The organism is Vibrio sp. 2033 (assembly GCF_033339735.1).
The window spans coordinates 1-520 of sequence record NZ_JAWOVC010000829.1; the positions used below are offsets into that span (position 1 = coordinate 1).

General features: G+C 43.7%; 1 protein-coding gene. It reads left to right on the forward strand.

The genetic code is table 11. From position 1 onward, the window contains the following. Positions 1 to 72 precede the first annotated feature (72 nt). Positions 73 to 520: family 1 glycosylhydrolase (locus tag R7P74_RS29335; protein ID WP_318124254.1), on the forward strand; the 448-nt coding region annotated here is incomplete at its 3' end.

Here is a 520-nt window from a genome sequence, read left to right on the forward strand (position 1 = left end):
TGACCTGCACTATTCTCAAGCAAAGAAAAATCCAAGTAACTGCAATTTTCTAATGATAAAAGAGTGAGAAACATGATTAAGTTTCCAGATAATTTCCTTTGGGGTGGTGCCATTGCTGCAAACCAAGTAGAGGGGGCATACAACCTTGGGGGTAAAGGTTTATCAACATCAGATATGTTGCCAAACGGCATTCTGAGCCCGCATCAAACGCGTGAAGAACGAACGCCCGGTATCAAAGATCTTGCGATCGATTTCTACAATCGCTATCCAGAAGATATTGCCTTATTTAAAGAGATGGGATTCACCTGCCTGCGCTTGTCCATCGCTTGGAGCCGTATTTTTCCTAATGGTGATGAACTGGAGCCAAACGAAGAAGGACTGGCGTTTTACGACAAAATTTTTGATGAGCTAGCCAAACACGACATGCAACCATTTGTGACGCTTTCTCATTACGAGATGCCTTACGCCTTGGTTGAAAATTATGGTGGTTGGGGCGATCGTCGAGTAATCGAGTTTTTCG